The 9,790-nt window shown below is 73.8% G+C and carries 9 protein-coding genes; 7 read left to right on the forward strand and 2 right to left on the reverse strand.

The features are described 5' to 3' along the window. Positions 1-197: 197 nt before the first annotated feature. Positions 198-779, forward strand: a complete 582-nt coding sequence (locus tag ACZ6NC_RS32850; protein WP_465737509.1) for an anthrone oxygenase family protein — start codon at positions 198-200, stop codon at positions 777-779. Positions 780-951: 172 nt separating this feature from the next. Continuing rightward, a complete protein-coding gene (locus ACZ6NC_RS32855; RefSeq protein WP_465737510.1) occupies positions 952-1,389 on the forward strand; it encodes a hypothetical protein in 438 nt (145 codons plus the stop codon). Positions 1,390-1,481: 92 nt separating this feature from the next. On the opposite strand, the gene ACZ6NC_RS32860 is transcribed toward ACZ6NC_RS32855, so the two are convergent. Both ACZ6NC_RS32860 and ACZ6NC_RS32865 read right to left on the reverse strand, forming a co-directional pair. Further along, positions 1,482-2,606, reverse strand: a complete 1,125-nt coding sequence (locus ACZ6NC_RS32860; protein ID WP_465737511.1) for a chitinase — start codon at positions 2,604-2,606, stop codon at positions 1,482-1,484. 241 nt (positions 2,607-2,847) lie between these two features. Next, the gene (locus tag ACZ6NC_RS32865; protein WP_465737512.1) at positions 2,848-3,348 is read right to left on the reverse strand and encodes an anthrone oxygenase family protein; all 501 of its coding nucleotides are present in this window, start codon (positions 3,346-3,348) and stop codon (positions 2,848-2,850) included. Between the two features lie 199 nt (positions 3,349-3,547). Here ACZ6NC_RS32865 and ACZ6NC_RS32870 point away from each other — a divergent pair, with 199 nt between their 5' ends. The 5 genes from ACZ6NC_RS32870 to ACZ6NC_RS32890 all read left to right on the forward strand — a co-directional run bounded on the left by ACZ6NC_RS32870 (position 3,548) and on the right by ACZ6NC_RS32890 (position 9,690). Then, positions 3,548-4,558: an AraC family transcriptional regulator gene (locus ACZ6NC_RS32870; RefSeq protein ID WP_465737513.1), complete on the forward strand. Its 1,011-nt coding sequence runs from the start codon at positions 3,548-3,550 to the stop codon at positions 4,556-4,558. Positions 4,559-5,098: 540 nt separating this feature from the next. Next, complete coding sequence (locus ACZ6NC_RS32875; RefSeq protein WP_465737514.1) at positions 5,099-6,355, forward strand: hypothetical protein; 1,257 nt, start codon at positions 5,099-5,101, stop codon at positions 6,353-6,355. A gap of 105 nt (positions 6,356-6,460) precedes the next feature. Further along, complete coding sequence (locus ACZ6NC_RS32880; protein WP_465737515.1) at positions 6,461-7,468, forward strand: LLM class flavin-dependent oxidoreductase; 1,008 nt, start codon at positions 6,461-6,463, stop codon at positions 7,466-7,468. Positions 7,469-7,574: 106 nt separating this feature from the next. Then, positions 7,575-8,489 carry a hypothetical protein gene (locus tag ACZ6NC_RS32885; RefSeq protein ID WP_465737516.1) on the forward strand — a complete coding sequence of 305 codons (915 nt, stop codon included), beginning with the start codon at positions 7,575-7,577 and terminating at the stop codon, positions 8,487-8,489. Positions 8,490-8,805: 316 nt separating this feature from the next. After that, the gene (locus ACZ6NC_RS32890) at positions 8,806-9,690 is read left to right on the forward strand and encodes a S1 family peptidase (RefSeq protein ID WP_465737517.1); all 885 of its coding nucleotides are present in this window, start codon (positions 8,806-8,808) and stop codon (positions 9,688-9,690) included. The last annotated feature ends 100 nt before the right edge of the window (positions 9,691-9,790 follow it).

Here is a 9,790-nt window from a genome sequence, read left to right on the forward strand (position 1 = left end):
CCTTCTTCTCCCCCCCCCCCCCCCCCCACCCCCCTCCCCCCCCCCCCCCCCCCCCCCCCCCCCCCCCCCCCCCCCCCCCCCCCCCCCCCCCCCCCCCCCCCGGCGCCGCACCGCCGCACCGCCGCTGACCGGGCCGGCCGCCCGCGTCGGCCCCCTGCCCCGCCTGCCCCGCCGACCGTCCGATCGAAGGAACTCCGATGCGCCACGACCAGACCACCGCCCCCGCCCTCTCTGCCGGCACGCCCGCCACCACCTCCGCCCCGTCGGCGGCCGGCGGCCGCAGCCGGGCCGCCGGACCGCTGCTCGCGACCGCCACGGTGGCGATGGGCCTGATGGCCGGTCTCTTCTTCGCCTTCGACGTGTCCGTCATGCCGGGCCTGGCCAAGGGTGACGACCGTACGTACGTCACGGCCATGCAGAACATCAACAAGGCGATCGAGAACGGACTCTTCGGCCTGGTCTTCGTCGGCGCGTTCGCGGTCACCGGAGTCGCCGCCTACCTCCAGTACCGCGCCGGGCGCCGCACCGCCGCGCTCTGGACCGGCGCCGCGACCCTGCTCTACGTCGCCGCGCTGGTCGTCACGATGGGCGTCAACATCCCGCTCAACAACGAACTGGCCCAGGCCGGGGACCCGTCGCAGATCGCGGACTTCGCCGCGGTGCGGGCCCGGTTCGAGTCCACCTGGGTGGCCACCAACATGCTGCGCACCGCACTCTGCACGGCGGGCCTCGCCGCGCTGATCCGTGCCCTGCTCCTGCACGCCCGCGCCTCGCGCTGAACCGGCGCCCGGCTGCGGGGCCGGATCGCGCCCCTGCGCGTCGCCGTGCTCCCTCTGCGCCCCCTCGTGCTGTCGCCCAAGTCCGGTGGGGTGCCGGTGACTTGGCCGGAAAGGGTGGGGTCTAGAATCATGGCGGGCACAGCGACGACCCGGCGAAGGGGCGGCAGCCACCGTGAATCCCGCACTGCGACCGTTCCGTGTGGAGGGCAGGGCGATCCCGCTCGCCAAGTACCTTGCGGAGGAGGAGATAGGCGATCTCGTCGGCTGTTCGTGCATCGGCAACGAGGTGACGATCGACCTGTCCGACACGCACTTCCTGATCGGCCTGGTCGACCTGGGCGGGGCGCTGCGGCTCAACTTCCACATGGCGCACGATGGTCCGGCGCACGCCCGCTCGTGGAGCCGCGGGCTTCCCGCGGATGCGGGGCCTCGCGAGATCGCCCGGAGGATCGCGCTGGACGTGGCCACCCTCGCCCGCGAACTGGCCCCCCTGCGCAACAAGCCCCCGACGCCCCCGAAGCCCCCGAAGCCCCCGAAGTCCTCGGCGCCCCCGCTGCCCTCGACGCCCCCGAAGTCCTTGAAGTCCTCGAAGCCCCCGACGACGCGCTGAGCGCCGCCGGGGGCTTCGGGTTGTGTTCGAGGGCGGTGTTCCAGGATCTGCTCCGGGGGGTGCCCAGGATCTGCCCAGGGTCTGCCCCGGGGTCAACGCCCCTGGAGCGACTTGACGTTGTTCCCGAAGGTCCAGTTCTTGGAGCCGTCCCAGTTCAGCGACCAGGTCATCAGGCCCTTGAGCTTGCCGGAGGAGCCGCTGCCGTAGGTGTTCCAGGCCTGGGCCACCTGACCTGTCGTCATGTAGCCGCCACCCGCGCCGGGCTGGGCGGGCAGGCCGGGGACCTGCTTGTCGTAGGGGACCTTCACGGTGGTGCCCTGGACGGTCAGGCCCTTGTCGAGGCAGTCGGTCTGGGCGGTGAAGCCCTGGACGGTCCCGGCGGAGTACGAGTCGCCGGCGCAGCCGTACATGCTGCCGTTGTAGTACTGCATGTTCAGCCACCAGAGCCGGCCGTTGTCGGCGTACTTCTTGATGACCGGCAGGTAGGCGCCCCAGATGGAGCCGTAGACGATGCTGGCGCCGGTGACATAGGCGGTCTCGGGGGCCATGGTGAGGCCGAAGCCGGCCGGCATCCGGGCGAGGATGCCGTCGATGATCCGGATCAGGTTGGCCTGGGAGGGGGAGAGGCTGGTGATGCTGCCGCTGCCGACCAGGCCGGTCTCGATGTCGATGTCGATGCCGTCGAAGTTGTTGGCCTTGAGGATCGGCACGATGGTGGCCACGAAGCGGTCGGCGACCGCGGTGGAACTGAGGTCGATGCCGGCCGCGGCGCCGCCGATGGACATCAGGACGGTGAGCCCGCCGGCCTTGGCCTGGCACACCTCGGCGGGGGTGGGCACCTTGACGGTGCTGTCCATGCCGTCCTGCCAGAGTGCGGTGCCGTCGGAGAGGATCACCGGGAAGGCCGTGGTGACGACGTTGTACCCGTGCGCGGCGATCCGGTTGTCGGTGATCGGGATCCAGCCGAGCGGCGGGTGGACGCCGTTGGCGGCACCGTCCCAGTTCTCCCAGTAGCCCTGCAGCACCTTGCCGGTGGGGCGGGACTTCACCGCGCAGGTGCTGCCCGTGGTGGTGGTCTCGGCGGCGGTCCCGGAGGCCGCCGCGGTGGTACCGGGTGCGGTGGCGGGTGAGCCGGTCGCGGCGGTGGCGGCGCTCACCGGTGCGGCGAGCGCGAGGGCCAGGGCGGCGCCCAGCAGCCGTACGGTCCGTCGGATCATGACGTGTGCTCCCTTCCCGGCCATGGCCCGGTGGGCGGCCCCGTGCGGGGCCGGTGTGGGGGAGGGCCATGGCGAGTGACAGTGGGGGTGGTCGGCGGGAAGCCCGACCGCGGATGTCGCGGCCCTGACAGGCATGGGGGTGCCCCGGGGCGCGTACCGCGATCGCAGGGAAGCGTAGGAGCGCCCCTGACACAACGTCAATAGGTCTGGACCAATTCGGCAAGAACTGGCCCGGGCGGGCTCAGCCCGTCGCGTTGCCGTGCAGCACCAGGGCCCAGCACAGGCACCCGAGCGCCGCCGTGCAGAGCAGCGCCCGCGCCACGTTCCACCGCACCCACCGCGCCTCGAACCGGCCGCGCACCGCCGCCGGGTCCGCGATCCGCCCGGGCTCCCCGGCGGCGGCCAGCGCGTCGTTCAGCGGAATGTTGATCACCCGCGTCACCACCAGCGAGGCCCCGTAGAAGACCAGTGCCGCCACCACCGTCGGCAGCATCCGGTGCCCGTCGGCCGGCAGGTGCAACGCCACCGCCACCGCCGTGGTCACCAGCGCCCCGACGAAACCCAGCAGGAACCACCCGTTGAGAATGGCCACATTGATGCGCTGCATCACCTCGATGAACGTCCGGTCCTCCGTCCCACGCAGGCCCGGCATCACCGAGCACGCGTAGGCGTAGAACAGCCCCGCGCTCAGTCCGGTGGTGATCGTGGCGGCCACGAGCGCGATCACACGCGACAGTTCCATCGGGCTCATCCCTCTTTCCGGCCGGCGGCGTTGCGGCCGCGGCGTCGTTGCCGGCGGCCCTGCTGCGCACCCGCGTCGTCACCGACGGCAGCTGCTCTGCCGATCATCCACCGGACGGCCGGGCGCTGCCCGCCCGACTGCTCAAGACTCTCTCAAATGACGCAGCGTCAATCCATGTCCACGCGTCTAGGATTACCCCATGGATACGCTCACCGGCCTGCTCGACGGGCCCAAAGCCCGGGGCGCGTTCCTGCTCCGCTCGATCCTCAGCCCGCCGTGGTCCCTGCGGATCGAGGACGGCGCGCCGCTGTCGGTGGTCACCGCGATCCGCGGGGACGCCTGGATCGTGCCGGAGGGTGGCACCCCGGTGCGGTTGCGCCCCGGCGACGTGGCGATCGTGCGCGGACCGGAGCCGTACACCGTCGCCGACACCCCGGACACCCCGGTGCAGGTGGTGATCGGCCCCGGCCAGGCCTGCTCGCGCGACGGCGCGGACGTCTCCGCCTCGATGGCCCTCGGCCTCCGCACCTGGGGCGAGGTCCGGCCCGGCGACGAGAGTTACTCCGTCCTGCTCTCCGGCACCTACCAGGCCGAACACGAGATCGGCCGGCGGCTGCTGGACCACCTGCCCACCCTGCTGGTCCGCCCGGCCGGGGCCGACGCAGCCTCCACCGAGGACACCCTGGTCCGCCTGCTGACCACCGAACTGACCCGCGACGAGCCCGGCCAGGAGCTGGTCCTGGACCGCCTGCTCGACCTCCTTGTCGTCGGTGTGCTGCGCAGCTGGCTCGCCGCCCCGGACAGCGGTGCCCCGGCCTGGTACCGGGCCCAGCACGACCAGATCGTCGGCCCCGTCCTGAGGCTGATGCACGACGATCCGGCCCACCCGTGGACGGTGGCCGCGCTGGCCGCCGAGGTCGGCGTCTCCCGCGCCGGCCTGGCCCGCCGCTTCACCGCGCTGGTCGGCGAGCCGCCCATGGCCTACCTGGCCACCTGGCGGCTGGCCCTGGCCGCCGACCTGCTCCGCGACCCCGGGCACACCGTCGCCTCGGTGGCCCGCCGGGTCGGCTACAGCAACGCCTTCGCCCTCAGCGCCGCCTTCAAACGGGTCCGCGGCCTCACTCCCCAGGAGCACCGCCGCCTCCCCGAGGAGGCGCCACCCGCCGCACCGGCCCCCGCCGCCACGAGCACGGTGGTCCTGGCCGGCTGAGCGACGTGCAGTCGGGCCGCTGAACGGGCCGCGGCGGCGCCGTAGTTGCGCCGCCGGGTCCGCGAATTCAATCGGTGGGCAACGCGGATCCGCTCGGCCATGATGGCGCAGCGGGCGGCTCCGCGACGTGCTTCCTTCTCCACTCCGCCGTTCCTTGAGGCATGGTAGAGCTCAGGGATTTGCCCATTGCGGGGCAAAGGTCCCTGCCTGTACCGGCTGGGAGAGCCGGTGCAAGGCAGACGCTTCGCAGTGCCCCGTCCGACGGCCGCTGAGCCGGTGGGCTGCCGGCCTGTCCGCCGCCAGTAGGCGTCCGTGGCGATTCCTTTCACCATTGGGGCGGGAAATCGGTTCCGTGTTGCCGATGGGGTGGGAGTTCCCGCTGCGTCCGGCCAAAGGTCGGTTTCCGGACAATCCCCGGCAGGTGGGGGAAATCCGGAAGGATGACGGCGGCCGGCACGTTGGATTTCCCGGCCGACGGGGCATGGGGTGCCCGTAGGCCAGGCCCGTTACCTCGGCGGTTGATGGCAGAAATGAGATGCCATGGACAATTTCGACGGTGAACTCCCCCAACGCAACCCGGTGTTCTGTTCCCGCATCGGCGCACTTCTCGACCTCGACCGTGACGACCTCGGACACCCCGCACACCCCGGCCTGTGGCAGCAACTGCTCGCCGACCGCAGGCCCGTCGAACAGCGCGGCCTGTACTGCCCGGACTGCCTGGAGAACCGGCCGGACCGGCCCGAATGGATGTACGTCTACGAACGCGGCGGCCTCCGGATCGCCGCCCACCACAATCCGGTCCGCCGGCACCACGGCATTGAGAGCGACGCGCACCAGGCGTACCGGGAGCGGTACGCGCGGGCCGCGGAGAGCGACGGCCACCGGGTCGAGGTCGCGGCGGCCGGCGGCCCCGGCAGGCACCGGCCCGAGGTGCTGGTGACCGGTGCGGGCGGACGCCGGTACGGATTCCGGCCCCAACTCTCCTACCTCGCCGCCGGAACGGCCCGCGAGCGCGACGCCGCCGCCCGCGCGGCCGGGATCACCGCCGTCTGGCACACGGTCGACGCCGGCGCCCCGCTCATCGACGTCGTCCACTGGACACGCACCGACAACCTCCCCGCCGCCGCGATCCGCGACAGCCGCGACCTGCTCGTCCGCGGCGGCGTCCGCGCCCTCACGCTGGAACGGTGCGACCGCACGTCGGCGCCCTGCCCGCAACAGGGGAGCGGCAACCGCAGCCACCACCACCCCCGTTGGGACCCGAGGGGCCGCCAGTTCGACGACCTCGTCCGGGACATCGCCCGCGGCGCCTACGTCCCGCTCACCGTCAGGACCGCCCGCGGGCTGCACCGCTTCTGGGCCTCCACCTCCGACCGGGACGCCTTCCTCGCCAACGGCGGCGTCCTCGCCGACCATGCCGACCATGCCGACGGCTCTGACGCCGGACACGCGACGGCCCCCCACCTGCGGCGCGCCGCCCCGCGCCGGCGCCGGGGCGTGCAGTGCGTCCTGGACCGGGCCGAGCGCGGGCACCGCCGGTTCGGCGCCCTCCCGCCACGCGACACCGGTGAGCCCCTCAGGCTGCCGCCGACCGCCGTGCCGCCCGTCGCCGCACCGGTGCGACCCGAGCGGCCGCCCGTGGCCCCGCTGCGCCCTGGTGTCTGCTCGGCGGGTACGACGCCGTGCGGCGCCGGGGCCAGCCTCTACCCTGGCGGGTGGCTCTGCGAGAGGCACCGCCCGGGCGCCGACTTCGGACGGCCGGGGGTGGTAGGGGCCGGCTCCGGCGCGGCGGGCTGACGGACCACCCCGGATTCCGGCCGAGCGCCGGCCGGACGGCGGCCGGTGCGGTGTCCGGCCGGTGCCCCGGGAATGAGATCCGTGACGGTGGTCGTTGCTGCCGACGTGACCACTGCAGAGCCCGCGATCCGCCTCTCCGTCCTCGACCGCTCCCGGACGCGGCAGGGGCAGGAGCCAGCGCAGGCGCTGCGGGACACGGTGGACTTCGCCCAGGAGGCGGAGCGCCTCGGCTACCACCGCTTCTGGGTGTCCGAACACCACGGCGTGCCCGGGGTGGCGGGATCGGCGCCCACCGTGCTGGCCGCGGCGGTGGCGGCGGCCACCACCCGGATCCGGGTCGGGACGGGCGGCGTGATGCTGCCCAACCACCAGCCGCTGGTGGTGGCCGAGCAGTTCGGCGTGCTCGCCGCGCTCTTTCCCGGGCGGATCGACATGGGCCTCGGCCGCTCGGTGGCCTTCACCGACGGCGTCCGGCGGGCGCTCGGCCGGGAGAAGGACGCCGCCGACGAGTTCCCGGCCCAGCTGGCCGAACTGCTCGGCTACTTCGACGGGGCCCGCCGCACGCACCGCGACGTCCACGCCCGGCCCGCCGAGGGCCTGCACGTTCCGGCGTTCGTGCTGGCCACCGGCGCGGGTGCCGACCTCGCCGCGGACGCGGGCCTCCCGCTGGTCATCGCCGCCGTCCGCGGCGAGGACCGGATGCTGGCCGCCATCGACCGCTACCGCGCCCGGTTCCGCCCGTCCGCGCAGGCCGCAGCACCGTACGTGGTCGTCTCGGGAACGGTGACGGTTGCCGGGACGGCCGAGCAGGCCCGGGACCTCCTGGTCCCCGAGGCCTGGTCCAACGCCCACGCCCGCACCCACGGCGAGTTCCCGCCGCTCGCCCCCGTGGAGGACATCCTGGCCCGGGCCATGACCCCGCGCGAGCGCGCCGCCTACGAGCAGTCCCTGCGCGGCCACATCGCCGGCACGCCCCGCCAGGCCGCCGCCGGGCTCGCCGCCCTGATGGAGCGCACCGGGGCCGACGAGTTCCTCGTGACCACCAGCACCTACGACCGCGCGGCACTCCTCGACTCCTACCGCCTCCTCGCAGAAGCCGTCCACCTGGGGTGAGGCCGTCCGCCTGCGGTGGGGTGGCCTCGCTGAGCAGCTGACGTACTTTTATGCGCACCCGGCCCTCCGATCACCGGTGTCGGACTGCTTTTGTAGGGTCGGGCCCATGAAGTTCTTCCGTTCCAAGGCCACGCCCCAGCACGACCCGCACCTCACCGCCCTGACGACCGACCAGGCCGAGTACCTGCGCGACCTCGTCCGCCGGCACCACGCCGGCGACCCGCGGATCACCGTCGCCGGTGACACCGTGCACGCGCCGCAGGGCACACGCGCCCTCCACAACCTCGCCGAGCTGTGCCGGCGCGCCGACCCGCGCGAGTGGCCCCGGCTGGTGGAGCACCACTTCCGCGCCCTCGACGGCGCCGAGGCGGCGACCCCGCAGGGCTCCGAGCAGATCCTCCGCTCGGCCTATCTGCGCCTGCTGCCCGAGGACGCCTTCCCGCCGGAGGCGGCGCCCTCGTTCAGCTATGTGCGCCCCGTCGCGCCCGGGTTGCAGGAGGCGCTCGCGCTGGACCTGCCGGAGGCCGTGCGGCTGCTGGACGACCGGTCGGTGGCCGAGGTGGGCCTGGAGGCGCTGCGTGCGGCCGGGCGCGCCAACCTGGTCCGGGAGCCGGTGGAGTACGACGTGGCCCAGGGCCAGGGTGGCGCGGCCCTGCACATCGTGTCCGGCGAGTCGATGTTCGTCGCCAGCAAGGCCCTGGTCCTGGACGACCTGGCCCGTGCGGTGACCGGGCGTGACCTGCCCGAGGACGGCGCGCTGTTCACCGTGCCGAGCCGGCACTACCTGGTCTTCCACCCGCTGGCCGGCCACCAGGCGGTCGACGCGGTCAACGACCTCGCGGCCTTCGGCCTCGGCGCCCACCAGGACAACCCGGGCCCGCTCTCGCCCCGGCTCTACTGGTGGCGCAAGGGCACCGTGACCTCGCTCACCCACATCGACGACGCGACCCGCTCGTTCTCCATCGCCCCGCCCGAGGAGCTGATGGCGATCCTGCGCCGCCTGCACGAAACCGGCGCCTGACGGCCCCGCCGCCCCGGCGTCCGGGCCGCCACGGGCGGTCAGCGGGCGCCGGGGCGGGCGATGGCGCCGGCGGCTGCGCCCGGCGCTCCGGGGGCGCCCGACGGGACGCCGGGCCCTCCACGGGATTGATCAACCATGGGACGCGGCCTGGGCCGAAGTGGTTGTCGTCATCGTGTCCGCAGTCTTGTGCCGCCCCGCCGGGGTACCCATACTCCCTGTCAGCGCGCCTGTCAGGGGCAGATCACCCCACGCTGCCGCCTTCCTGACTGCGCCTCACGGCCCCAACCCCGACACGGGCACTCCCAGGAGGAGATCAGTGAGGATCAAGCGCACCACCCCCACCAGAAGGATCGCGAGGCACACCCGAGTCCTCGCCGCCACCATCGGCCTGCTGTCCGCCACCGCGGTCGCCGCGCCGAGCGCCATCGCCGCTCCGGCCCAGTCCTTCAGCCCGGCCCAGCTCTCCGCGGTGAGCGAGGCCGTGCTGAGTGCGGACGTCGGCGGCACCGCGTGGTACGTGGACCAGCACTCCGGTCGCGTCGTCGTGACCGCCGACAGCACCGTCTCCCCCGCCGCGCTCGCCAAGATCAAGAGGGCGGCCGGGGCGGACGCCGGCGCGCTCAGGATCCAGCGGGCTCCCGGTGCGTTCACCCCGCTGCTGGCCGCCGGCGACGCCATCTACGGTGGCGGCTACCGTTGCTCGCTCGGCTTCAACGTGGTCAGTGGGAGCACCTACTACTTCGTCACCGCCGGGCACTGCGGCAACATCGCCAGCACCTGGTACACGACGTCCGGCCAGAGCACGTCGATCGGCGCGACCGTCAACTCCAGCTTCCCGGGCAACGACTACGCGCTGGTCCGGTACGACAACGCCGCGCTGAGCCACACCGGCGGCTTCTCCTCCGCGCCCGACGCGTACGTCGGCGAGTCGGTCAAGCGCACCGGGTCGACCACCGGCACGCACGGCGGCACCGTGACGGGGCTGGGTGCCACCGTCCACTACTCCGGCGGCGGCACCGTCCGCGGCATGATCCAGACCAACGTCTGCGCCGAGCCCGGCGACTCCGGCGGCCCGCTCTACGACGGCACCAAGGCGCTCGGCATCACCTCGGGTGGCAGCGGCGACTGCCGTACGGGCGGCACGACCTTCTTCCAGCCCGTCAATGAGGCGCTCGCCAAGTACAACGTGAGCGTCTTCTGACCGGCCCGGGGGGGGGGGGGGGGGGGGGGGGGGGGGGGGGGGGGGGGGGGGGGGGGGGGGGGGGGGGGGGGGGGGGGGGGGGGGGGGGGGGGGGGGGGGG

It is taken from the genome of Kitasatospora sp. NPDC041988 (genome assembly GCF_055588525.1).